This is a genomic window from Neobacillus driksii (assembly GCF_013409995.1).
Lineage (GTDB): Bacteria > Bacillota > Bacilli > Bacillales > Cytobacillaceae > Neobacillus > Neobacillus driksii.
Genome location: NZ_JACCBX010000002.1, coordinates 124,661 through 147,714, shown reverse-complemented (window position 1 = coordinate 147,714; position 23,054 = coordinate 124,661). Strand labels below are relative to the sequence as shown.

The 23,054-nt window shown below is 38.0% G+C and carries 24 protein-coding genes and 1 pseudogene; 20 read left to right on the top strand and 5 right to left on the bottom strand.

The window, feature by feature from the left end:
- Positions 1–56: 56 nt before the first annotated feature.
- A complete protein-coding gene (locus F4694_RS03980) occupies positions 57–305 on the top strand; it encodes a hypothetical protein (RefSeq protein WP_179595608.1) in 249 nt (82 codons plus the stop codon).
- Between the two features lie 32 nt (positions 306–337).
- Here the strand turns inward: F4694_RS03980 and F4694_RS03975 are convergent, their stop codons facing one another.
- On the bottom strand, positions 338–931 hold the full coding sequence (locus F4694_RS03975; protein WP_179595607.1) for a TetR/AcrR family transcriptional regulator: 594 nt from the start codon (positions 929–931) through the stop codon (positions 338–340).
- Between the two features lie 187 nt (positions 932–1,118).
- Here F4694_RS03975 and F4694_RS03970 point away from each other — a divergent pair, with 187 nt between their 5' ends.
- From F4694_RS03970 to F4694_RS03950, 5 genes are all read left to right on the top strand, one after another.
- Entirely contained in the window at positions 1,119–2,255 is a 1,137-nt protein-coding gene (locus F4694_RS03970; RefSeq protein WP_179595606.1) for a CaiB/BaiF CoA transferase family protein, read from the top strand.
- A gap of 21 nt (positions 2,256–2,276) precedes the next feature.
- Entirely contained in the window at positions 2,277–3,044 is a 768-nt protein-coding gene (locus F4694_RS03965; protein WP_179595605.1) for a 3-hydroxyacyl-CoA dehydrogenase, read from the top strand.
- A gap of 37 nt (positions 3,045–3,081) precedes the next feature.
- Positions 3,082–4,236 (top strand): thiolase family protein, encoded by a 1,155-nt coding sequence (locus F4694_RS03960; RefSeq protein ID WP_179595604.1) that lies wholly within the window; start codon positions 3,082–3,084, stop codon positions 4,234–4,236.
- A gap of 88 nt (positions 4,237–4,324) precedes the next feature.
- A complete protein-coding gene (locus F4694_RS03955; RefSeq protein WP_179595603.1) occupies positions 4,325–5,263 on the top strand; it encodes an MBL fold metallo-hydrolase in 939 nt (312 codons plus the stop codon).
- Between the two features lie 48 nt (positions 5,264–5,311).
- Positions 5,312–5,704, top strand: a complete 393-nt coding sequence (locus tag F4694_RS03950; RefSeq protein ID WP_179595602.1) for an acyl-CoA thioesterase — start codon at positions 5,312–5,314, stop codon at positions 5,702–5,704.
- A 92-nt stretch (positions 5,705–5,796) separates the two neighbouring features.
- Here the strand turns inward: F4694_RS03950 and F4694_RS03945 are convergent, their stop codons facing one another.
- Positions 5,797–6,324, bottom strand: coding sequence for a helix-turn-helix domain-containing protein (locus tag F4694_RS03945; protein ID WP_179596009.1), 528 nt, complete (start codon positions 6,322–6,324; stop codon positions 5,797–5,799).
- 197 nt (positions 6,325–6,521) lie between these two features.
- On the opposite strand from F4694_RS03945, the gene F4694_RS03940 reads away from it, so the two are divergent.
- The 4 genes from F4694_RS03940 to trhO all read left to right on the top strand — a co-directional run bounded on the left by F4694_RS03940 (position 6,522) and on the right by trhO (position 9,648).
- Positions 6,522–7,166 (top strand): alpha/beta hydrolase, encoded by a 645-nt coding sequence (locus F4694_RS03940; protein ID WP_179595601.1) that lies wholly within the window; start codon positions 6,522–6,524, stop codon positions 7,164–7,166.
- A 23-nt stretch (positions 7,167–7,189) separates the two neighbouring features.
- On the top strand, positions 7,190–7,609 hold the full coding sequence (locus F4694_RS03935) for a DoxX family protein (RefSeq protein WP_179595600.1): 420 nt from the start codon (positions 7,190–7,192) through the stop codon (positions 7,607–7,609).
- Positions 7,610–7,628: 19 nt separating this feature from the next.
- The gene (locus tag F4694_RS03930; RefSeq protein ID WP_179595599.1) at positions 7,629–8,411 is read left to right on the top strand and encodes a DODA-type extradiol aromatic ring-opening family dioxygenase; all 783 of its coding nucleotides are present in this window, start codon (positions 7,629–7,631) and stop codon (positions 8,409–8,411) included.
- A gap of 289 nt (positions 8,412–8,700) precedes the next feature.
- Positions 8,701–9,648 (top strand): oxygen-dependent tRNA uridine(34) hydroxylase TrhO, encoded by a 948-nt coding sequence (gene trhO, locus F4694_RS03925; protein WP_179595598.1) that lies wholly within the window; start codon positions 8,701–8,703, stop codon positions 9,646–9,648.
- Between the two features lie 43 nt (positions 9,649–9,691).
- Here the strand turns inward: trhO and F4694_RS03920 are convergent, their stop codons facing one another.
- Positions 9,692–10,843 carry a glycoside hydrolase family 18 protein gene (locus F4694_RS03920; protein WP_179595597.1) on the bottom strand — a complete coding sequence of 384 codons (1,152 nt, stop codon included), beginning with the start codon at positions 10,841–10,843 and terminating at the stop codon, positions 9,692–9,694.
- A gap of 180 nt (positions 10,844–11,023) precedes the next feature.
- Between F4694_RS03920 and F4694_RS03915 the strand changes: the two genes are divergently transcribed.
- From F4694_RS03915 to F4694_RS03885, 6 genes and pseudogenes are all read left to right on the top strand, one after another.
- Positions 11,024–12,127, top strand: a complete 1,104-nt coding sequence (locus F4694_RS03915; protein WP_308806265.1) for a metallophosphoesterase — start codon at positions 11,024–11,026, stop codon at positions 12,125–12,127.
- Between the two features lie 148 nt (positions 12,128–12,275).
- On the top strand, positions 12,276–12,572 hold the full coding sequence (locus tag F4694_RS03910; protein ID WP_179595596.1) for a 4a-hydroxytetrahydrobiopterin dehydratase: 297 nt from the start codon (positions 12,276–12,278) through the stop codon (positions 12,570–12,572).
- A gap of 27 nt (positions 12,573–12,599) precedes the next feature.
- A complete protein-coding gene (locus tag F4694_RS03905) occupies positions 12,600–14,327 on the top strand; it encodes an aromatic amino acid hydroxylase (RefSeq protein ID WP_179595595.1) in 1,728 nt (575 codons plus the stop codon).
- Positions 14,328–14,386: 59 nt separating this feature from the next.
- Positions 14,387–15,015, top strand: a pseudogene (locus F4694_RS32905) (DUF6944 family repetitive protein).
- 80 nt (positions 15,016–15,095) lie between these two features.
- The gene (locus tag F4694_RS03890) at positions 15,096–16,007 is read left to right on the top strand and encodes a CBASS cGAMP-activated phospholipase (RefSeq protein WP_179595592.1); all 912 of its coding nucleotides are present in this window, start codon (positions 15,096–15,098) and stop codon (positions 16,005–16,007) included.
- A gap of 99 nt (positions 16,008–16,106) precedes the next feature.
- Entirely contained in the window at positions 16,107–17,291 is a 1,185-nt protein-coding gene (locus tag F4694_RS03885) for a DHH family phosphoesterase (RefSeq protein ID WP_179595591.1), read from the top strand.
- A gap of 47 nt (positions 17,292–17,338) precedes the next feature.
- Here the strand turns inward: F4694_RS03885 and F4694_RS03880 are convergent, their stop codons facing one another.
- Entirely contained in the window at positions 17,339–17,704 is a 366-nt protein-coding gene (locus F4694_RS03880; RefSeq protein ID WP_179595590.1) for a carboxymuconolactone decarboxylase family protein, read from the bottom strand.
- A 75-nt stretch (positions 17,705–17,779) separates the two neighbouring features.
- Positions 17,780–18,619, bottom strand: a complete 840-nt coding sequence (locus tag F4694_RS03875) for a DUF2935 domain-containing protein (RefSeq protein WP_179595589.1) — start codon at positions 18,617–18,619, stop codon at positions 17,780–17,782.
- Positions 18,620–18,738: 119 nt separating this feature from the next.
- On the opposite strand from F4694_RS03875, the gene F4694_RS03870 reads away from it, so the two are divergent.
- The 4 genes from F4694_RS03870 to yiaA all read left to right on the top strand — a co-directional run bounded on the left by F4694_RS03870 (position 18,739) and on the right by yiaA (position 22,974).
- Positions 18,739–20,190 (top strand): spore germination protein, encoded by a 1,452-nt coding sequence (locus F4694_RS03870; RefSeq protein WP_257029118.1) that lies wholly within the window; start codon positions 18,739–18,741, stop codon positions 20,188–20,190.
- Between the two features lie 5 nt (positions 20,191–20,195).
- Entirely contained in the window at positions 20,196–21,281 is a 1,086-nt protein-coding gene (locus tag F4694_RS03865; RefSeq protein ID WP_179595588.1) for a GerAB/ArcD/ProY family transporter, read from the top strand.
- Positions 21,274–22,371, top strand: a complete 1,098-nt coding sequence (locus F4694_RS03860) for a Ger(x)C family spore germination protein (RefSeq protein WP_179595587.1) — start codon at positions 21,274–21,276, stop codon at positions 22,369–22,371. The genes F4694_RS03865 and F4694_RS03860 overlap by 8 nt, the downstream gene beginning before the upstream one ends.
- A gap of 132 nt (positions 22,372–22,503) precedes the next feature.
- A complete protein-coding gene (yiaA, locus tag F4694_RS03855) occupies positions 22,504–22,974 on the top strand; it encodes an inner membrane protein YiaA (RefSeq protein ID WP_179595586.1) in 471 nt (156 codons plus the stop codon).
- The last annotated feature ends 80 nt before the right edge of the window (positions 22,975–23,054 follow it).

Sequence of the window (23,054 nt, the reverse complement as noted above, 5' to 3'; positions counted from 1 at the left end):
TGAATAAAAATTATCAGAGAATACTATGAGTAAATAACAGCGAAGGAGATAGTAAATTGTCTATTGAAAAAGGAATGAAATATCAAATTTCTCAAACCATCAAGGGGAATTTTAATTCTGCAGAATCGTTGACAGTTACCACTAACAATGGGATTACCGTTCAATTTACACTAGAAGATGGAAAAGGACATGGCTCAATGCCATTGGACCATTTAAACTATCTATTGAAGAGAGCAAATCTTACCCCGGTGACTTCGAATAAGAGAGTACTTTTAAGCTCAGAAAATGAGGAAAAAATAGGATGACAAGTAAAGCCTCCTCTTATAACAAGGAGGCTTTAGTTTTTCACTAACATTTTTAACAAGTAGTCCGCATAGGCTTCAGAGATTTCTTCTGCACTTTGAGGACCATTTTGGTCATACCATTCTTGGATCCAGTTGAGAGCACCCAAGATGATTAAACGTACCATTTTTACATCCACAGAACCAAACTCCTGTTTATCTATACCTTCATGAATGATTCTATCAAAATAGTGAGAGTAACTTTTTCTCAAGCCAAGCACTTCTTGCAACTGCTCGTCAGAAAAATTATGATGTGGCTTCGAAAGCGCCATAAACATTGATTTCTCACTAGTAGCAAGCAGAATATGTTCTTTAATCGCACATCTTAGCTTTTCGATTGGGTTCCGGTCACTTTCAATAACTTTTTCAATCCCGTCCAAACAAATCTCCATAATCATTAAATGGCATTGAAACAAAAGGTCATCCTTATTTTTAAAATAATAATACATTGACCCTTTTGTCATCAAAAGTTTTGCAGCGATTTCTTCCATCGTCGTTCCTTGGTATCCTTTTTCAATAAGGACGGCCGCAGCAGAACGAAGGATTTCCTGCTTTTTTTTCGCCATTTTCTGCGCTCTAAAAGAGGACATGCTCTTTCCTCCTTAACTATTAATCTTTGTAATCTTAAATATAGGACAGCTATTATGAAAAATCAATGAATTTTAAACATAGGTTCAAAAAATAAATCAATTGTAAAATTATAAGAAAATTGCTATTATTTAAAATAGAGATGTAAACGGTATCATAAGAGGGATTTTTTTATAAGGAGATGATAGTTTGTTACCTCTTGAAGGTATACGCGTTCTTGATCTCACAAGACTCCTGCCTGGTCCTTATTGTTCTTTACTACTGGCTGATTATGGAGCAGATGTAATAAAAGTGGAAGATCCCAAAAGCGGGGATTACGCCCGCTGGTACGAACCAAGAGTAAACGATCATCAAAGTGCTATGTTTATTTCATTAAATCGTAATAAACGCAGCATTACCCTAGACCTTAAAGCTGAAAAGGATAAAGATGCGTTTATTTCTTTGGTGAAAACAGCAGATGTCCTGATTGAATCATTCCGCCCTGGGGTTATGGAGCGTCTTGGTCTTGGTTATGAGCAGTTAAAGGTACATAATCCAAAACTGATTTTTTGTGCGATAACCGGTTATGGGCAAACGGGACCTTACGCCAAAGAGGCTGGACATGATTTGAATTTTTTGAGCTATTCGGGGCTGCTGCATTTACAAGGTGCTCCAAACGAAAAACCTCTCATCCCTTCCGTTCAAATTGGTGATATTGGCGGCGGAGCATTGATGGCTGCGGTAGGAATCTTACTCGCCATCATTAACGCGAAGAATACGAACACCGGTCAATTTGTGGACATTTCTATGCTTGATGGAGCTCTGTCATGGATGCATACGATTCTGCCAAACTACTGGACCTCCGGCGAAATGCCTAATCGTGGGGAACTAACTTTAAACGGCGGGAAAGCCTGTTACGAGATTTATAGAACAAAAGATGATCGATTTATTTCCGTTGGCGCACTTGAATATAAGTTTTGGGAAAATTTTTGCAAAGTCATTGGTAAGGAAGAACTAATAGACCAACTAGAGGAACCCCTTGAACAACAGCGCATAATGAAGCAGGAAGTTCAAACAGCCATCCAACAAAAAACATTAACGGAATGGCTTGAGCTTTTCGAAGGTATTGATGCCTGTGTCTCCCCAGTCTTAACTCCAGAAGAACTCGCAGACCATCCACAAATTAAACATCGTCAAATGATTGAAAACATCACCCATCCAGAAATGGGAGTTATCAAGCAAATAGGAAATCCTATTAAACTATCAAATTCAACTGTTACAACTAGACGGCATGCACCAGGTCTGGGAGAACATACAAATGAAATTTTGAAGGAACTAGGTTTTTAAAATAAGAAAGGGGAATAGAAGATGAGAATACAAGATTCCATTGCTTTGGTAACGGGCGGTGCTTCGGGGCTTGGTGAAGCAACTGTCCGAAATATCGTAAAAAACGGCGGGAAAGCGGCAATTCTTGACCTCTCTGAAGAAAGAGGTGCTAGTTTAGCCAAAGAATTAGGGGAAAATGCTGTTTTTTACAAAACGAATGTAACTAGTGAAGAAGATGTCCAGAACGCCATCGATTCAGCGATTGCTCAGTTTGGCAGTATCAATACCGTAGTGAATTGTGCAGGTATTGCTGTTGCGGAAAAAACAGTAGGCAGAAATCAAGCACATAGTTTTGAAAATTTTAAAAGAGTCATTGAAATCAATTTAATAGGTACATTTAACGTCATTCGCCTTACCGCTGCCAAAATGGTCAATAATCAGCCTAATCAAGAAGGTGAAAGAGGAGTAATCATCAATACAGCATCTGTTGCCGCTTTTGATGGTCAAATCGGTCAGGCAGCTTACAGTGCCTCAAAAGGCGGTGTAGTAGGAATGACATTGCCAATTGCACGCGACTTAGCAAAGTCTGGAATCAGAGTGATGACCATTGCACCTGGATTAATTGAAACACCACTTTTCGGTTCATTGTCTGAGCAGGCAAAAGCAGCATTGGAATCCCAGGTTCCGTTTCCATCCCGACTCGGACGTCCTTCTGAATATGCACAATTAACTCAGTCAATTATCGAAAATGTCATGCTTAATGGTGAAACCATCCGCTTAGATGGCGCTATTCGCATGGCCCCAAGATAATTTTTAAAAAAATTATATAAAATTGGAGGAAGATGAGATGCGTGAAGTTGTTATTGTGGAGGGTGTTCGTACCCCAGTTGGAAAAAGAAAAGGGCTATTAAGCAATGTTCGTCCAGATGAATTGGCAGCCAAAGTATTAAGAGAATTAGTAAATCGTGCAGGCATTTCCCCAGGAATCGTGCAGGACGTCATCATGGGCTGTGTTTCACAGGTAGAAGAACAAGGTCTGAATATCGCGCGTAATGCAGTTCTAATGGCAGATTTCCCAATCCAGGTACCAGCAACCACTATAGATCGTCAATGTGGATCCGGGCAGCAAGCGATTCATTTTGCAGCCCAGGCGATTCTTAGCGGGGATATGGATGTTGTTATTGCCGGCGGTGTTGAAAGCATGACACGTGTCCCGCTTGGTTCTACCCGTCAAAATTCAACCTCCAGTGAAGAGCTAACATCAAGGTATGAAATCATTCACCAAGGTTTATCTGCAGAAAGAATTGCTGATAAGTGGGGATTTACACGCACCCAGTTAGATGAATTTTCCGTTGAAAGCCACAATCGTGCGTTAAAAGCCCAAGAAGAAGGAAGATTTGACAGGGAGATTATGCCTTTAGAAGTGACTTTAGAGGATGGCAGTACAGTGGCAGTGAGGCAGGATGAAGGACCTCGAAAGGGTTCCACTATAGAAAAATTATCCACTCTTAAAACAGTCTTTAAGGAAGATGGAAAAATCCATGCAGGAAACGCCAGCCAAATGAGTGATGGTGCTGCGGCTGTATTATTGATGTCACGTGAAAAAGCAGAGGAATTAGGGCTTAAACCGCGATTCCGAATTGTTGCCCGTTCTGTAGTAGGTTCTGATCCAACCTTGATGCTGACGGGTCCAATTGAAGCAACTCGACAGGTTTTAGCTAAAGCAGGGCTTACAATTGAAGATATGGACATTTATGAAGTAAATGAAGCGTTCGCTCCGGTACCAATGTGCTGGTTAGAAGAAATTAAGGCAGATCCTAAGAAGTTGAACCCTAACGGGGGAGCCATTGCCCTTGGACACCCACTTGGAGCAACAGGCGCTAAATTAATGATCTCGATGATGCATGAATTAGAAAGAACAGGCGGCCGCTATGGATTACAGGCAATTTGTGAAGGCGGCGGAATGGCCAACGGAACCATTATCGAAAGAATTAGTGAATAAGAATGGAAGAGGAAATAAGCAGCAAAAGAAACATTTTGTTGCTTATTTCCTTTTACCGATAAATAGAAGGTAAAGGGGAGAAGGGTTTTTGTTCAATGAAATCGGTGTAACACAAGTAACCATACCGCTACCTTTTCGACTAAACCATGTGAATTGCTTTTTAGCTGAAGGGGCTAATGGGTGGACCATTATCGACGCAGGACTCAATAATGCTGTATCGAAGGACATATGGAGACCCATCATACAAAAGCATGAAATAAAGGACATCATTCTAACGCATTACCATCCAGACCATTTTGGCTATGCAGGTACACTGCAGCAGCTTACAAATGCAGAGGTATGGATGACAGAAATTGATACGGAGGCTGGGTTAACCTATTGGGAACAGGATTCTTTAGGGATAGTAAATAGAAACTATGATACATGCGGGCTTCCAGATAATTTATCCCAGCTGTTAACTACGGATGAACAGGGTTTTAACACACAAGTTAAGCCTTATCCAACTGTTCAACATTTTCTTGAGGAGGGAATGAAAATCGTATTCGGCAAATACGAATACGAGGTTATTTTTACACCGGGGCATTCAGATGGATTAATCACTTTATTTAATAAAGAGAATAGTATTTTATTTTCAACCGATCATATTTTACCAAGAATTTCTCCCAATATATCCTACTGGTTCCGGGGGAATCGGAATCCATTACAATCCTACATGACTTCTTTGGAAAAAATTAAAGTATTAAATGTTGACTATGTAATCCCTTCTCATGGGAAGCCGTTTAGAGGTGCCAATCAAAGAATTGAAGAATTATTAGCACACCATCATGAAAGGTTAGCAGAGACGTATGACGCTATTAAACGCCCAACAACCATCTATGAGGTTAATCAACAGTTGTTTCGAAATTTGAATATTCATGAAACTCGTTTTGCTGTTGGCGAGACACTTGCTCACCTGGAGTATTTATATATAAATAACCAATGTAAAAAATTTCTTCAGGATGGTACATGGTATTACGAAGGCATTTAATTTTATACGTTGTGCGATGGTTCATAGCTTTGGTAAGGGAGGTTAGTAATGGAAACTATTTTTACACTTCAAACACAAAAAGAAGATATCGATCTTTTAGGGCATGTGAATAATTGCAGATACGTTAAGTTTTTGGAGGATGCTCGTGTAAATTGGTATGAAAATTGCGGAATATCTTTAAAGGACTTTCAAGAAATGAGGATTGGAACGGTTGTTTTAAAAATGGAGGTTTTGTATCGAAAGGAAGCAAATTTAGGAGATCATTTAAAAATTATTACTCGTCCAGACTATTTAGGGAATACAAGTTTCGTATTAAAACAGGATATTTATAATCAATTTGATGAACATCTTACAGATGCCAAAGTGACAATGGTCATGTTTGATACTATATTAAGAAAAGGTATAAAAGTGATCGATCAAATCGCTCAGAATTTCAGATAGTCTAAAACAGAGCATTTTTGTTTAAATAAATGCTCTGTTTAACTGCAGTATTAATCATACATAAATACAGAAGGAATATCGCTCGTTAAACCTTAAAACGCTGTATTTGAATACACTGCTATTAAAACAACCGCTTTACAATCCCCGATATTTTTCACTGTATGAGGTACACTTGCATTCCAGCTGAAGGAATCACCTTCTTCTAAGATCACTGAATCTTCCCCTTGTTCTGCTAAAACTTTCCCCTCCAGCACTAAATGACATTCTTCCCCCTCATGCGCATGGGCGTCTCCAATCGATGCGCCTGGCGGAAATTCCACACTTCGCAAACTTAAACCACCCATGGATGAGATATGTTCAATTTTTAACTGATTAAATGAGGTCGTTGTTCGGGCATCTTTTCTAACTACGCGTAAATGTTGTTTTTTTTCTAATAATAAGTAAGGTAATGGAACCTCTAAATAGCTAGCAATGGTTTGCAGCGTGCTGATCGATGGTGAGGTGTTGTTGTTTTCTACATTGCTGATAAATCCTTTTGAAAGGCCAGTCCCTTCACACATTTGGGCTATTGTGATTTTTTTTCGATTTCTAATTGCTCGAATTTTTGCGCCGATATCCAGTTTGATCACCCTTTATGGTTTCCTAATATAGAACATATTTATATATTAGCAAAAAATCCATTGACAATCCATAAGATCCGCTGTTATCCTATAAGCAACAAATGTTCATATTAAAAAACATTTTATTTTTTTATAAATGTGTTTACAAATATGAATCTTTATTAATTATTAAAATACTTACAGAAGGGATGATATATATGAGTGCACCGATGATCTATGAGCTTCGTCGTCCAAGAGAGATCCATCCTGATAAAAAGTATCCAGCATTGTTTATCATGCATGGAATTGGCAGTAATGAACAAAACATGCTTTCTTTGGTTAACGGATTAGAAGATCAGTTCTACATTTTCAGTATCCGCGGTCATCTCGCGCAGCCACCAGGCTATGCTTTCTTTACGATTGAAGGGTACGGCAAACCGCATCGAGAAGTGTTCGATGAAGGTGTAAACAGGCTAACAAACTTTATTGACTATGCTTGCGAACAGTATCCGCTAGATACATCTCATTTATACTTGTTAGGTTTCAGCCAGGGTGCAATTTTAGCGATGACGCTAGGCTTAACATTAGGCAATAAAATAAAAGGAATTGTTGCTCTAAGTGGTTACATTCCAGCCTTCGTAAAAGAAGAGTATGAGATCAAACCTGTGAATGAAGTTTCGGTATTCGTTTCACACGGAGAAATGGATCAAGTGCTTCCATTTGAATGGGGAGTTGCCAACAATGAGTATTTTCGTCAATTAGGTGCAAACGTTACTTTTAAGACTTACCACGAAGGACATAGTGTTTCCTTAAGCAATCTGCAGGATTTTACAAATTGGTTACTACAAGATTTAAAAAAATAAATTATTAAGGGAGAGGCAGAAAAATGAAAAAGATAGAAGTAAGTACATTAATTTTACGTGTAGTATTAGGGGTTACGTTTTTTATTCATGGTTTAGTAAAATTCCAAGGCGGGATTGAAAATATCGTTGGCTGGTTTGATTCCATTGGTTTACCAGGTGCTTTAGCGTATGGTGTTGCAGTGTTAGAAATGGTTGGAGGACTTGCTTTAATCATTGGTTTAGGCAGCAGAATTGTATCAGCATTATTGGTTTTATTAATGCTTGGAGCAATTGTCAAAGGGAAATTAGCAGTCGGCTTTTTAGGTAATGGTCAAGGTGCTGGCTGGGAATTAGATTTAGCATTACTAGCAATGTCATTATTTATTGCCATCAACGATAGTAAGATGTTTGCGCTAGATAAAGTGTTCTTTAAAGGACAAAATAACCAGACACAATCACTTTAATACTGGAGGGAAAAGTACTATGATGCCATCACTGTTTATTGCTCATGGTGCACCATTGCTGGCGGTAGAAAACAATGAGTATACTCAATTTTTAAATCAACTGGGGGATTCTTTACCACGCCCAAAGGCAATTGTTTTATTTTCCGCTCATTGGGAGTCTAGAGTGCAAAAAGTAAGTGAAGTAGACGAATATGACACCATTTATGATTTCGGCGGATTTGATCCAGCGCTCTATACCATCAAATATCCCGCTAATGGATCACAGGAAATTTCTAGTGAAATCATGGATTTATTCAGGGCAAATGGTATTCCTTTTGACATAGAAACGAGACGCGGTTTGGATCATGGTGCGTGGGTGGTGCTTCGTTTACTTTATCCAAATGCAGATGTTCCTGTGATTGCGATGTCTGTCAATCCTGCACTCACACCCGAAAAACAATATAAGGTAGGAAAATCACTGGCTGCTTTACGTGCTAAAGATGTTTTAATTATTGGCAGTGGGGGTACCGTTCATAATTTAAGAGCTGTGAATTTTGCGGATAATGGACAAGTAGATACATGGGCGGTTGAGTTCGATGACTGGTTAGCCCATCACCTTCATACATGGGATACGAAATCATTGTTTAAGTACGATTCACTCGCTCCCAATGCACAATATGCTGTACCTCCATATGGCAAAGAACACTTTATTCCGGTCTTTTATGCAATGGGAGCAGCAGATGATAACAAGACAGCAAAGTTATTACATCGCAGCTTCCGATATGGAAACCTAAGTCATAGTGTATGGCAATTTGGAGAGTAACGTTGAGGATATCTACACGCTTTTCAGATATATCTACAAATTTTGGACGATATCTACACATTCTTAAGGTTTATCTACACAAAATCATTATTTATCTACACACTATTTGAATATATCTACAAACGAAGCATTACTAGGTATCCTGCCCAATTAAAATTACTGGCAGGATGCCTTTTTATTTTAAAAAAGGGAATAATAATTCTAATTCATTGAAATAAGAATGTGATTATTGATATAATAATTCGGTTATTAATATAAAGAATGCATAAAAGTTAATAAGGTGGTTAATATGAATCAAGATTATAGAGTGTTACTGTATTATAAATATGTCCATATAGAAAATCCCGAGGAAGTTCAACAAGAGCATCTTCAATTCTGTAATGAACTAGGTCTTAAGGGTCGGATTATTCTTGCATCTGAAGGAATTAACGGAACTGTATCAGGTACAGTTGAGCAAACTGATGCTTATATAAAATACATGGATGAGCACCCGCTTTTTGCTGGTACTGTTTTTAAAATTGATGAAGCAACAGAGCATGCGTTCAAAAAAATGCGTGTTCGTCTTCGACCAGAGCTTGTTACGCTACGTTTAGAGGACGATGTTGACCCTCTTGTTACAACAGGAAAGCATTTAAAACCGAAAGAATTTTTCGAAGCGATGCAAAGAGAAGATACGGTTGTGATTGACGCACGTAATGATTATGAATATGATTTAGGTCATTTCAGAGGCGCCGTTCGCCCTGATATACTAAATTTCCGGGATCTTCCTGAATGGATTCGAGAAAATAAGGAGCAATTCGAAGGGAAAAAAATCCTTACGTATTGCACAGGCGGCATCCGCTGTGAGAAATTCTCTGGCTGGCTTGTAAAAGAAGGGTTTGAAGATGTTTCACAATTGGAAGGCGGAATTGTGACGTACGGAAAAGACCCAGAAGTACAAGGCGACTTATGGGATGGACAGCTATATGTATTTGACGAGCGCATTGCGGTTCCAGTCAATCAAAAAGAGCATGTGGTGGTTGGGAAGGATTATTACACAGGTGAGCCTTGTGAGCGTTACGTAAACTGTGCCAACCCTGAGTGTAATAAAAAGATTCTCTGCTCTGAGGAAAATGAGCACCGTCACCTGCGCAGCTGCTCACATGAGTGCAGAACGCACCCGCGAAACCGTTATGTCGCTCAGCATGGATTAAGCGAAGAAGACGTAAAAGAAAGATTAATGAATTTACAAGCATAAGAAAAAGGCTGCACGCTCTTCGTTTAGAGTATGCAGCCTTTTATTATTTCTTTGCAAGGACATCGCTTGATTTAACTAATTCATCGTATATTGCTGTTGTTAAGCTATTGTCACCTTTGCTGTCATGGCCAGCTTCCCACAGCATCATTCCTCCAAAGCCGTGATCAAGTGCCAGATTTGTCTTCTTTTTAATGGTTTCCACACCATTATAATGATAAGTGGTTCCATTCATACTCACCGTATCATTCGCAGCATTTGCAGGATCCTGGTTGACGATAGCGGCATAAGAAACCTGCTTAATCGCAGGGTCTTCAGGCTGTGCATAAAAAGGAACTCCTAAAACAAGCTTTTCTTTCGGAAGATTGTTTTGATCAAACAGATTCGCCCAATAGTTTACTATTTTCTCCGTAAACGGATAAGGAGATAAATTCGCTGCGTGGTATCCGCCATCCCACTGACCGTCATAGGCCATAATATTTACATGGTCGACATGCTGAAAAGTGGAAGGTTCATAAACAACAAAGCCCATCTCGGTGCCTGTCACCGCATGAATTTTTGCATAAACAGCAATCGAAAGCTCTTTACCTTTTGGATGCAGCTGTTCGCTTAGTTCCTTTGCAAAAGCAGCCAAGTTGGCAGCATCTGCTTTTGAACGAGGATGTTCGAAATCGATATCAATACCGTCTAGTTGTTCACGGTCTACGATACTAGTAAGTTCATTCACTAGTCTTGTCCTAGAGTCAGGATTGCTGATCGCTGCTTTAAATGGTTCGTAGGATTCCCCGCCATTTATATGAAACCAGCCGCCAACCGCTAAGATTACTTTTGTATTGTGTTTGTCAGCTTCCTTAACCATCGTTCGTAAATTATTGATGGCTGAATCACCATTTAGTAAAATACCACCATCCGGTGTGGGATGAGCAAACGAGAAGATTGCATGTGTTAACTTGGAATAATCAACTACATTCGGATCACGAAAATCCTGTACATAACCCAATAACACTTTAGATTCCTCAATACTCTCCTCTGGGATTGCTTTTTCTTCGGGATTTTTACCTGATTCTGAGGCTTTTTCTATTTTAAGCGGTTTTGACGCTTGTTCTGTTTTATTTTTGGAATATAACACTCCTGTAAAAATTCCCCCTGTAAAGGTAATTAGGATTACCAGGGTCAGGAGGATTTTGCTTTTCTTCATAGATTGTATTCCTCCCTATTATTCTCTGACTTTAAAATTGTATCAAAAAATAAGAGGAGGAAGTGATGGTAATATCAACCTTGCGAAAATATGGTAAATAACGAGTCCTAATTATTGTTAAATAAGCTCAAATATTGTCTAATTATAGTAAGACTTTAAGTAAAAAGGGGATTTACTTCTGTGTGGGCTGTTGGAATAGGAATGATCTTACTATATAATGTATTGATTTTTTACATTGGTTATAATATTTGGGTTTGGCTGAAGCAAATGAGTGGCGACCGAAAGAGTATAAAAATAATGTTCTGGGTGGTACTCGTTCTTTTTGCTTATTCTTTCGTTTTCTCACGCTGGCTGGATGAGAGTTTATTTTTTACATGGCTTGGGGCTGCGTGGCTATCGTTATTTTATTTTCTGATAATGCTACTACCCATAGCCAATTTAGCGGTTTTTCTAAGAAGATTTTCAAAGATACAAAAAGAGAAGTTTGTTAAATGGACAGGTTTCATCGTATTAGTTGTGATTGTTGGTTCATTCTTATTCGGAGTGTTTAATGCCTACAGTCCTAAAGTGACTACATATGAGATAACGATCCGAAAACAGGTAGAAGGGAAACAAAGCCTGAAAATTATTATGGCTTCGGATATGCATTTCGGGGATTTGTCGGGCAGCGGGCAGGCTAAAAAACTTGTGGAGTATATTAATTCTGAAAAACCTGACCTCGTACTTTTTCCAGGAGATATTATTGATGATGATATTACTCCTTTCCTTGAAGAGGGAATTCCAGAGCTGCTGAAACAAATCCAAGCTCCTGTTTATGCTTCCTTAGGGAATCATGATCGTGATGACGTGGATCTTGTAAAGATTTTTAATAATAGCGGCATGAAGGTATTAGATGACGAAGTCCTGAACCTTCCTGAAGGGATTGTCCTTGTGGGCAGGAAGGATAGAGGATATCAGGATGTTGTAAGAGCTGAGCTTTCAGCTTTGATGAAGCAGGTCGATGTTACGAAACCCGTATTTCTACTTGAACATCAGCCCTATGATTTAGATATCGCAGAGAAAAACGGGGTTGACCTTATTTTATCAGGTCACACACATCGAGGTCAGGGAGCACCAGGTAACCTGATTACGAACAAGATTTTTGAAAATGATTTTGGCTATCTGAAAAAAGGGCAGCTCCAATCCATTGTTTCCTCCGGCTATGGTGTGTGGGGACTGCCGCTCCGAATTGGTACTCGTTCAGAAATTGTCCAAATCAATGTTAAATTTAACCCAATTAAATAAGTAAAAAATCTATCTGGAAAACAGGTAGATTTTTTTCATTTCCTAACAATAGATAACTGATAGTGTTTTTTTTATTCTAATTGAATAGTATTTATTGATGACTGCGAATTTTATGAAAGCGCTTTATTAGCGTAAAGGAGAGAAGCGAATGGAAAAATTATTGCCTGCAGAAGTTCAAGAAAAGTTATCCTCCCTTCCTGACTGGAAATTAACAGATGAAAAATGGATTGAGAGAAAGTATCGTTTTCGCGATTATCTAAAAGGAATTGATTTTGTAAATCTGGCAGCAAACCTTTCTGAGCAGGTTAACCATCACCCATTTATTTCAATAGACTATAAAGTTGTAACGGTAAGAATTTCGTCCTGGAATGCTAGGGGTTTAACGTCTTTAGATTTTGAATTAGCCACAAAATACGATGAATTTTATCTACAAACGAAAAGTTAATTTTCTTCTAAAGGGAGAGATTTCTAAATGGGGAAAGCAAGAAAAATACCGAGACACTTACAAAAATATGTGGTGGACCAGCAGTATGAAAAATACACACCGATTGATCATGCTGTTTGGCGTTATGTGATGAGACAAAACCATAACTATCTAAAAGACACTGCTCATCAAGCCTATGTTGGCGGGTTAACGTCTTCAGGAATATCGGTTGAGAAGATACCCAATGTTACGGACATGAACAAAGCGTTAGAGCCGTTTGGCTGGGGGGCGGCCAATATTGATGGTTTCATCCCGGGTGTTATTTTTTTCGACTTTCAAGCACATGGTATCCTGCCGATAGCATCTGACATTCGTAAACTAGAAAACATTCAATATACACCCGCACCTGATATCATACATGAAGCGGCGGGTCATGCACCAATCCTTTGCGAACAGAAATTCTCGGAATATGTAAAGTTATTTGGCCAAATTGGTTCAAAAGCATTGGCTACAAGCGAAGAGCATGAATTATTTGAAGCCGTCCGTACCTATTCTAATTTATTAGAGAGCGGAAAAGCAACAAAAGCAGAGATCGAAGCAGCGAAAGCTAATTTTGAGGAAAAACAAGCAGCTGTAACGGAATTATCAGAAGCCGAACAAATTTCGCGTTTATATTGGTGGACCGTAGAATACGGGCTAATTGGCAGTGTCGATCATCCGCAAATCTATGGTGCTGGATTATTATCTTCTGTATCGGAAGGAAGAAGCAGTTTAACACATTCAGTTAAGAAAATTCCATTCGACCTGAAAACGGTTATTGAAACTGGCTTTGATATTACCAAACCACAGCCGCAGCTTTTCGTTTGTGACAGCTTTGATCAGTTAATTGATGCAGTGCTTGAATTCTCAAAAACGATGGCCTTTAGAGTTGGTGGAACAATAGGTTTAGATAAAGCACTTCGTTCGAATCATACGGCTACGGCCCAATATAGCTCAGGTCTGCAGCTAACCGGAACCTTACGAAACCTTATCAAGGATGAAAAAGGGGAAGCAATATACATTCAAACAGAAGGCCCTTCAGCCTTGGCCTATCAAAATACCGAATTGCACGGTCATGGAAAGGCCATACATCAAGACGGGTTCGGGGCTCCAATTGGAAAAATAGCAAACAGCATAAATCCATTAGAGGAGCTTAATGATGAGGAGCTTAAAGGAATTGGAATAGAAATAGGCAAAAAATCCACCATCGAGTATGAGAGTGGTGTTAAGGTGGTCGGAACTCCACAACATTTCTATCGAAAAGATGACAAACTTCTGCTGATTTCGTTTAAAGATTGTACGGTTTCTTTGAAGGAACAAACTTTATTTCATCGTGATTGGGGAACCTATGATTTGGCAGTTGGAGATAGAATTACCTCCGTTTTTGCAGGTGCCGCAGATTCTGAACAATTTTATGCAGATTTAGAGGAAGTAGAGACAAAACCACTTGTTAGAAGAGAATTGTCGCAATTAGAACAGTTGTATGGGAAGGTAAGAAATATACGTGAAAAACAGAATAATGACATTGAACAAGTCTTACTTGAGGTGATCGGTAAATTAACGACTGATTATAAAGAAGATTGGTTATTACGAATTGAGGTAATGGAGTTGTTGGTGAAACATAATCTAATGCCGGACCAACAGCTTTTACTAAAAAAAGAGCTAGAAGATATAAAGCTATTGCACGAAGAGTTTCCAGTGTTAATTGAAAGAGGTCTGATGGTAACAAATGCATGAAGAGACAATCATTTTGAATGATTAACAATACCCCGCCCGGTGAATATACTTATTAAAGGTTGAATCGATGGGCGGTTTTTCTATGGAAAAATCAACTAAAAGAACTTTTCGGGGCGTGGATTCAAGCAATTGGTACAGTTACAGCTGCTGTTGGAAGTACACCATCACTTAACGATGATACACAAGAAAGTCTGAACTTATGGGGTAATGTCCTTCAGGGCACTGGGAATGCATTATTCGCCGACGCTCAGGAAGGATTAACATTAGAGAACTTGGAAACGAAGTCCAAGCAATTGGCAATACCACTGTTGTAGCTGGAATTCTATTAAATATTTCAGAAGAGAACAAGCTTACGTTGGATATAAACGGTAATTTGCTGCAAGCGATAGGTGGAGGGGTAGCACACCCAGAGGATTTATTGGAGGAGCCCTCTACCGTTAGAACACTCAATATTACAGGAAATGTCTTACAGATTATCGGGAATTCATTGCAGGCCCTTGGTGGAGCTGAAGAGCTTAAAAGGATTCAGGAAAATGAAAAGGAAGATAGATTCAAAGGGTATAGGGAAAATAATGAAGCCAATCAAGGATCCTCCTCTAACGAATCTTTGGCCATAAGCGGGAGCTGGATCCAAGCAGTTGGGTCAGTGATTTCAGCAATTGCTCAAACCAAAGAAAGTGTAGAATAAACAATGAAGAAATAACTTGATAAGTATAGAGAAACTGGGGCAAACTTTGTTAAAAAGAAGGTAAACTAAGGTGAAGTGTAATGAAATTACTATGTATAGATGGCGGTGGAATACGAGGCATTTTTGCCATTGCCATTTTACAAGCATTAGAAGAAGAAATAGGTCAACCTGTTGGTGATTTGTTTGATGTAGTTGCTGGCACAAGTACTGGGTCTATCATCGCTGCATCTGTTTCACTTAACAAAAACATGAAAGAGATTTACGATAGCTATAAGCATTTTGGTGGAAAGATTTTTACCAGGCAGGCTAAGGTTGGTCTATTTAAGAGTGTTTATAGTGACCGAGCGCTAAGACACTTGTTAAAACAAGCGTTTGGTGTTGTGAAACTACAGGATATAACCAAGCCGCTGCTAATTCCTGCTGTGGACATTACTCATGGAAAACCGTTTACTCACCGGTCAAACTACGGCCATCCTGATTGTGATGATCTATCCATAAAAGTATGGGATGCTGTCCTTTCCTCCTGCTCGGCACCTGTCTATTTTCCCCCTAATAAAATAGGGGATCAATACTTATCTATTGATGGAGGACTATGGGCGAATAATCCTTCATTAGTCTGCCTGACGGAAGCTATTCATTTCTTCCAAAAAAGTATGAAGGAAATCAACATATTATCCATTGGGACGGGATTACAGAATATTGATTTTACGAACAAGAATGATAAGTATTGGGGAATCAATCAATGGCTTCCGTTTCAGTTACCTTCAATGAAGGTAACTCCAAAGCTTCTTGATTTGGCCCTTCACCTTTCATCAGAATCCGTGACTTATCATTGTCAGCTTCTCCTTAACGAACAATACCTTCGAATTAATGAAGACTTGGGTAAGGAAATTCCCTTTGATCAGGTAGATTATATGGATGTTTTAAGTGACTTAGGAAGAAGAGTTTTTAAAAAGCGGAAAAATCAAATCCTGGCGTTTATAGAAAAATAATAAATTAAACCCGGCACATTTAGCAGCGCGGGTTTTTTATTTTGGTTATTCAATATTTTTAACCTATTGATACCATACTATTTTATGAGGTGAAAAAGCATGTACAAATTGTTGTCACATAATGATTTAGATGGTGTCGGGTGTGGAATTCTAGCAAAGCTTGCGTTTGGTGAGGATGTAAAGGTTCGCTACAATTCCATTTCTGGTTTAAATCGAGAAGTAGAATGGTTTTTCGAAAACGAAGATAAAAACACTTTTTTATTTATTACCGATTTGTCTGTAAATGAAAAAAATGAACAGAGGATCAATGCGTTTTATGAAGATGGAGGAAAAGTACAGTTAATTGATCATCATAAAACAGCGCTGCATTACAATGATTATCCGTGGGGTCATGTGATTGTAGAGGATGAAGAAGGGAAATTAACTTCTGCCACATCCTTATTGTATCACTATCTTCTTTCACATCAGTTATTGGAAGAGTCAGCAGCAATCTCTCAATTTGTTGAGCTGGTTAGACAATATGATACGTGGGAATGGGAAAAAAATGATAATCAGGATGCCCAGCGTCTAAATGCATTGTTTTTTCTCGTTTCAATTGACGAATTTGAAGAAAAAATGATTACTCGTCTTCGGACTAGTGAACAATTTCATTTTGACGAGTTTGAAAAGAAAATATTAGATATGGAAGAAGATAAGATTGATCGCTATATCCGCAGGAAAAGGCGGGAGCTGGTTCAGACTGAACTCAATGGTCTATTTGCTGGTGTGGTCTATGCTGAATCTTATCACTCAGAATTGGGAAATGAATTAGGGAAAGAGTACCCTCATCTTGATTATATCGCGATTTTAAATATTGGCGGAAAGCGGATGGGTTTCCGTACGATTCACGATCATGTCGATGTTTCTGAGGTTGCTGGACAATACGGAGGCGGAGGGCATGCAAAGGCCTCGGGGTGTTCATTAACCGAAGAAGCATATAAAAGTTTTGTAACTGAAACCTTTCATCTAGAACCGATTCCGGAGGACGCGAGACGAAATCGTTATAACCTAAAGGGTGCGGCTTTTGGCACACTCTATAAAAGCAGAAGAGAAGATTACTTCCTGCTTCATCAAGTAAATGAGGATGAATGGGCGATTCAAAAAGGGCAGAAACGTTTGGAACAAACCTATGCCAACTTTGAAGACGGGGAAAGCTATTTGAAAAGAAATTATGAGGTCTGGTTAGTAAAAGACGACGATTTTGTTCAGTACCTCATGAAACAAGTTAAAAACCATTTCCACTGAAAAAACCGTTACAGAACAATTGTTCTGTAACGGTTTTTTCAAGAGTATTATTGTTTTAGTTGATTTAAATCCTCAATACATTCTTGAACCAATGTAACCGCCTGACTCATAGCTGCTCCGCCGCCAAATGCTGCCGTAACACCAACTGCTTCGAGGATTTCCTGTTCTGAACAACCTTGATCAAGACATCCTTTTGTATGATAAATAATACAATATTCATCTTGTGTATAGAGGCTGATTCCTAATGCAATCAATTGCTTTTCACGTTGAGATAAAGCACCTTCTTTAAAGCACTCTTCTGTAAAAGCATTGAAGTGTTTAGCGAACTCCGGCATTTTTTGCGTAAATACACCTAACCCAGATTTATACTCGTGTAAGGCAGCTTCGGTAGAATTTCTTGCTTCAAATTCCATTCCTGTGTTCAACTCCATTTCTAATAATCATGAATCCAAAATTAGTATGAGCGAACAAAGAATGGATTAACCACATTAATAGTTGTTATGGTAGTTTTTAAAATAGGATGTTAAAGAGCAAGGGGGTCTTTCCATTTCAGGCACAAATCCACTAAGTTTCGTTAAAAAATAGCAGGACTCAGGAAAATGGTGCTCCAAGAATCGGAGCGTTGTCGCATTTAAAACTTCTTTTCCTTTATAAAGCTTAATCACATGTTCCACCAATTGATTAAAGGCAAGCACTGTTCCACTAACTTCACGTGCAAAAGCGATCTGAACAGGGAAATGAGGAGGGATAAACCTTAAATAACCTTTTATGGCGTCATTTTTTAATATATGTGCTGAAAAAAGCTTACTTAGTGTGTTTACTTTTTCATGAAGGATAAGTTCCACACCATCAAGTGCGCGATTTAATAATGAAGCATGACCAAGCTGATCCTCTAACCAAAGGTCTAATAAATCAACTAATGGCAGCGGGGGATAATCGGTTCCATTCACGTAATACTGCAGAATCCGCAAATATTCACCGTTTTCATTTAGTGTACCATTAAAATAAGTGGGGGTAATGTTAATTAGGATTTTATTATTTAATTGTAAGTTAAGAACCTTTCCTTCAAAGCGATAATAATCATAAGAAACTTGCGCAGAAAGCCTGGAAAAATCAATTAATGCCTGAGAATTTACTTGTGAGTTTTTTGGAATTTGTTCCAGCCGATTTCTAAGCTCTGTGAACCTTCCAATAAAGGCCACAGCTTCTTCTACAAGGTTTACCTCAACGTGTGATAAATAATCCCGAACAAAAACGGCATGATCTAAAAGTATATTAACCCAAAAATAATGCTCCTCCCAGGGAATAAATGGATTTAGGTTTTTCACCGGCAACCTCCTTTATTTGAGATATTTCTTATATATATAAATTACTATTCAGGCTTTCAATAAATGTATAATTTACCAGTGTTAGCAAAAAATAAAATAAAAAGATGGGGCGGGTGCGAATGCGTAAAGACCGCAATCGCTTTTTGAAGGATTTTAAACTGCAGAAAGACCAAATACGGAATATTACAAGTGATATGAGAGAGTCAAAATTAGCTGGAGAATCAATATTAGAGCAATTTATTAGCGATTTTAAAAATAGTTCTGATTTAAGTGTCACAGAGTTTCCGCATTTAACAGTAAAAATATATTACTTTAGTTACCTAATTAATAAGGATCATTATGAACAATTTTTATCTATGCTTAGAAAAATTACTCCGGATGAGGTACAGCCCTTTCTAAGCCATTCAGAGTTTAAAGCATTGTCAGATATGAGTGATGTGGAAGAAGCCATATTATCTGGAAGTGTTATTTTATTCACTGAGAAACAAGCATATGAGCTTCCTTTTCAAGAGGGAAAGGGCCGATCTATTGCTCCATCTGAAACGGAAACGGTCATTTTGGGTGCGCATGATGCGTTTGTAGAGTCTGTTGATGTGAATTTATCACTTATTCGAAAAAGAGTGATGAGTTCCAAACTTAAGACAATAAAATTGCATGTGGGAAATAAGGCAAAAAGGACGGTTTATTTACTATATATTGAAGGGGTAGCTTCCGAGAATGATTTAGAAGAAATAAAAAAAAGAATTCTATCGGTTCATAATGATGGGATTGTAGATACGAATATGCTTGTTCAATATATTGATGAATATCCAAATTCACCATTTCCGCAATTTTATACCACAGAAAGACCAGATGTAGTTGCATATAAAATGTTTGATGGGAAGATTGTAGGATTAATGGACAACAGTCCGTTTGCTTTTTGCACACCCGTTAGTTTTTTTGATTTTATGGAGTCAATGGATGATTTCGGGCAAAGATGGATAGTTGGGACTTTTATTAAGATTACAAGGTATATTGCCATTTTAGTTACTCTGTTATTTACTGCCTTATACGTAGCGGTTACAACCTATCATTATGAAATGATTCCGCAGGCATTGCTTCCGACACTGCTGGAGTCACGAAGTAAAGTGCCGTTTCCCCCGGTCATTGAGGCGCTTTTTTTAGAATTCTTGTTAGAGCTGCTCCGAGAAGCAGGAGCCAGGCTTCCAACAAAAGTTGGCCAGACAATCGGTATTGTTGGTGGTATTGTAATTGGGCAAGCTGCGGTACAGGCAGGGATTACCAGCAATATCCTGATCATTGTGGTAGCAGCTTCTGCCATCGCGTCATTTGTGGTCCCCAGCTATTTATTAAGTGCTTCGATAAGAATTGTCCGTTTTGGATTTATTATACTCTCAGGATTTTGGGGTAATCTTGGAATTATTTTTGGTATGGGGATATTGATTATCCATTTAAGCAGTCTGACTAATTTAAATTCACCCTACTTACTGCCGATATCGCCTATGTATCCTAAGTTCTTTAAATACTCATTGATAAGGGGACCATTTAAGAAAAAAGCCGAAAGGGGTTAACAACCATGCAAATGAAAGAAAAGTTATCACCCTTTCAAGCTTCGATTTTGATATATTTGATCCAGTCTGGTGTTACATTATTTTTTTTACCCCGACTTGTAGCCGAAGCCTTTGGGACCAACGGCTGGATAGGACTTATTATTATTTCTATCATTGTAAATATGAATCTATTTCTCATTTGGCTGGTATTTAAGATAAGTAAAGGAAAGTCCATGCTCGAAATCATATCCATTTTTCCAAAATGGATTACACTGCCAATTTTTTTATTTATTGCCGGTGTATGGTTGTTATTAGGGGTTTTTGTGATGGTTAAGTTTTGTATGATCCTTAGAGTATTGTTCTTCGGTAACGTGTCACTTATTTACTTACTCTCAATGGCTTATATATTAACCTATATGTTGTTAAAGATGGACCTTTATCAAATAGCCAAATCAACGGTTGTTTTATTTTATTTTACAATCTGGACTGTTTTTTTATTAGCATTCCACCTTCCCGAATTTAGCTTTATCCGGCTTACTCCGTTTATATTTAAAGGTGAAACGGATATGTTGAAGGGGGGAGTGAATATTTTTACAGCCCTTTTAGGTTATGAACTGTCCATTTTATTTATCCATATGATAGAGAGGAAACAATTAAAATCTCTTATAGCAGGGAATACAATTACATCCATTATCTATTTGGGTGTGACCTTCGTCAGTTATGGTTTTTTTAGTTTTGAGCAATTGATAAGGGAAATGTACCCGGTGGTAACACTGTTAGGGTACATCTCTTTTCCTGTCCTTGAAAGGGTGGAAAATTTCACCTTTTCAGTTTTTGGGTTAAAGGTGCTTATGACAACCGTCATGTATTTATGGGGTACAAAAGAATTATTGCAGTATCAGTTTAAAAAGATTAAATCCACCATTCTCTTAATAGGGATTCTGATAATCAGTTTTTTTGTGTCCTTTATCCCCAAGGTAATCAAAGACGTTGAACAATGGTTAACGTATATTACCTATGCTTGTACAGCAATAGCATTTCTATTACCAATCTTTTTATTGATTACAGTTTTATTTACGAAAAAATTGAACAGGATGTCAGCAAATGAATAAAGTATTTGTCAGCATTATTGTATTTTTTCTGACTGGATGTGCCGAGCAACGGATCATAGATGATTTAGCGCTGATTAACGCTGTAGGCTATGATGTTACGGATAACGAAAAGAACCCCTTAAAGTTAACCGTTACCTTTCCAATCATAACAAAAGATGGAAAATATGATCGAAAAACGATATTGGTAGAAGGCAAATCAAGTAAAGAGGCAAGGGAAAAAGTAAGAATGAAGACAAACTTAAAACTTGAGAGCGGACAAATGCGTGTTTCCTTGTTTGGACAGGAAATAGCAAATAAGGGGATGTTACCTCTTTTAAATTCCTTAGTCCGTGATCCGAGTATTGGCACCAGAGCTAAATTGGCTTTAGCTGAAGATGAAGCAAGTGATATTTTGATGCTGCAGATTAAAAACGAAGGTCAAAATGCTACATACTTAGAGCAGTTTTTAACGAAGTTAAACCGAGAAAGTTTAAGAACAAATTATAATATTTATCAATTCCTTAGAGACTACTATGATGATGGAATAGATCCGATTCTGCCGGTCTTTAGAGTTGAAAAAAATAACATTGCCTATAATGGCATTGGTTTATTTCAAGAAGACAAACTTGTCGAAATCCTTAAACCCTCTGAAGCCCGATATCTTTTCCTTTTTCGAGAAGAGATGAAACAAGGTAATTTCGTCGAGCAAATTGACGTAGGAGAGGAAGAAAAAGCCTCAATCATGCTTAATTATGAACTTAAGGAGCACCATATTAAGATTCAATCATCATCAACTAATCCAAAGAAAGCTTCAATATATATAAAATTAATAGGGGATGTAATTGAATATACCGGGAAAGAGGAAATTTCAGATCCAAAAATACAAAAAAAAATTGAAAAACTTATCACCAAGAAAATTCAACAGGAGGGTAAGGAACTTATAGTGAAGTTGCAGAAACTCCAAGTAGACCCACTTGGAATTAATCGATATGTACGTAATAAAATGAACTATAAGGAATGGAAAGCATTAGATAAGTATCAATCCTACCAGGATATGAACATAAATATCGAGGCAAATATTATTATAAACAGTTCTGGAAAATGGAAGTAGGTTTACTAAAAAATTAAGGAAAAATTATCTTTTATTTGTAAGAATTTTCTATATAATAGAATGAGGTGGGAGCACTACAATGTATCTGCGGTGCTCCATTTTTAGTTGATAAAAGATGGAGGGGAAACATCAATGACTAATGAAAATGAGGTTTTATTAGATAAAGGAAAACAAAAGGATCCAAAATTGAAAGTACAAAGAAAAGAAGGAGAACCGACTCCGGCTTTCATAGGGGCTTCTTGGGGTGCGCTGCTTGTTGGTGTTACGGCTTATTTCATAGGTTTGTTTAACGCTGCGATGCAATTAAATGAAAAAGGATATTACTTTTTGGTATTAATATTCGGGCTTTATGCAGCGGTTTCTTTACAAAAAGCAGTTAGAGATAAAGATGAGGGAATACCCGTTACGAATATTTATTATGGTATTAGCTGGCTGGCACTTATCGTTTCTATTTCATTAATGGGCATCGGTTTATACAATGCCGGAAGTATTGATTTGAGCGAAAAAGGATTCTATGGGATGTCATTTGTTCTTAGTTTATTTGCTGCCATTACGGTTCAAAAGAATATTCGAGATACACAGAGAGCAAGAGAAAGAGAGTAGTTTTATAAAGAAATGGTCGGTCTAGCTGGCCATTTATAAGGAAAAAACGACAGTAATGAAACTGTCGTTTTTTTCGTTAC

Excerpts from the sequence above, each read along its gene's own strand:
- F4694_RS03975 (WP_179595607.1), bottom strand. The coding sequence starts at position 931 with ATGTCCTCTTTTAGAGCGCAGAAAATGGCGAAAAAAAAGCAGGAAATC.
- F4694_RS03965 (WP_179595605.1), top strand. The coding sequence starts at position 2,277 with ATGAGAATACAAGATTCCATTGCTTTGGTAACGGGCGGTGCTTCGGGG.
- F4694_RS03960 (WP_179595604.1), top strand. The coding sequence starts at position 3,082 with ATGCGTGAAGTTGTTATTGTGGAGGGTGTTCGTACCCCAGTTGGAAAA.
- F4694_RS03950 (WP_179595602.1), top strand. The coding sequence starts at position 5,312 with ATGGAAACTATTTTTACACTTCAAACACAAAAAGAAGATATCGATCTT.
- F4694_RS03940 (WP_179595601.1), top strand. The coding sequence starts at position 6,522 with ATGAGTGCACCGATGATCTATGAGCTTCGTCGTCCAAGAGAGATCCAT.
- F4694_RS03935 (WP_179595600.1), top strand. The coding sequence starts at position 7,190 with ATGAAAAAGATAGAAGTAAGTACATTAATTTTACGTGTAGTATTAGGG.
- F4694_RS03930 (WP_179595599.1), top strand. The coding sequence starts at position 7,629 with ATGATGCCATCACTGTTTATTGCTCATGGTGCACCATTGCTGGCGGTA.
- trhO (WP_179595598.1), top strand. The coding sequence starts at position 8,701 with ATGAATCAAGATTATAGAGTGTTACTGTATTATAAATATGTCCATATA.
- F4694_RS03920 (WP_179595597.1), bottom strand. The coding sequence starts at position 10,843 with ATGAAGAAAAGCAAAATCCTCCTGACCCTGGTAATCCTAATTACCTTT.
- F4694_RS03910 (WP_179595596.1), top strand. The coding sequence starts at position 12,276 with ATGGAAAAATTATTGCCTGCAGAAGTTCAAGAAAAGTTATCCTCCCTT.
- F4694_RS03905 (WP_179595595.1), top strand. The coding sequence starts at position 12,600 with ATGGGGAAAGCAAGAAAAATACCGAGACACTTACAAAAATATGTGGTG.
- F4694_RS03890 (WP_179595592.1), top strand. The coding sequence starts at position 15,096 with ATGAAATTACTATGTATAGATGGCGGTGGAATACGAGGCATTTTTGCC.
- F4694_RS03885 (WP_179595591.1), top strand. The coding sequence starts at position 16,107 with ATGTACAAATTGTTGTCACATAATGATTTAGATGGTGTCGGGTGTGGA.
- F4694_RS03880 (WP_179595590.1), bottom strand. The coding sequence starts at position 17,704 with ATGGAATTTGAAGCAAGAAATTCTACCGAAGCTGCCTTACACGAGTAT.
- F4694_RS03870 (WP_257029118.1), top strand. The coding sequence starts at position 18,739 with ATGCGTAAAGACCGCAATCGCTTTTTGAAGGATTTTAAACTGCAGAAA.
- F4694_RS03865 (WP_179595588.1), top strand. The coding sequence starts at position 20,196 with ATGCAAATGAAAGAAAAGTTATCACCCTTTCAAGCTTCGATTTTGATA.
- F4694_RS03860 (WP_179595587.1), top strand. The coding sequence starts at position 21,274 with ATGAATAAAGTATTTGTCAGCATTATTGTATTTTTTCTGACTGGATGT.
- yiaA (WP_179595586.1), top strand. The coding sequence starts at position 22,504 with ATGACTAATGAAAATGAGGTTTTATTAGATAAAGGAAAACAAAAGGAT.